1 protein-coding gene is annotated in these 434 nt (G+C 72.8%); it reads left to right on the top strand.

The features are described from left to right. A partial coding sequence (locus tag KUM38_RS41440) for an acyltransferase domain-containing protein (RefSeq protein ID WP_217137310.1) occupies positions 1-434 on the top strand: 434 nt, incomplete at both ends.

Below are 434 nucleotides of genomic sequence, written 5' to 3' on the forward strand. Positions count from 1 at the left end.
TGGCGCTGTTCCGGCTGGTGGAGTCGCTGGGGGTGCGTGCCGATTGTCTGATCGGGCATTCGGTCGGTGAGATCGCTGCCGCGCATGTGGCGGGGGTGTTGTCGCTGGCGGATGCGGCCGAGCTGGTGGTGGCGCGTGGCCGGTTGATGGGCGCGCTGCCGGCGGGCGGTGCGATGGTCGCGGTGCAGGCCGCCGAGGCGGAGGTGGCCGGGTCGCTGGCCGGGTTCGAGGGCCGGCTGGAGATCGCCGCGGTGAACGGTCCGCTGGCGGTGGTGGTGTCGGGTGACGCGGACGCCGTCACGGAGTGGCTGCCGCGGTGGGAGGGCCGTAAGACGGCCCGGCTGAGGGTGTCGCACGCGTTCCATTCGCCGCGGATGGAGCCGATGCTGGCGCAGTTCCGTACCGTCGCGGAGCGGCTGACGTATGCCGAACCC

The sequence above is a fragment of the Streptomyces sp. AC558_RSS880 genome (assembly GCF_019049255.1).
Classification (GTDB): Bacteria; Actinomycetota; Actinomycetes; order Streptomycetales; family Streptomycetaceae; genus Streptomyces.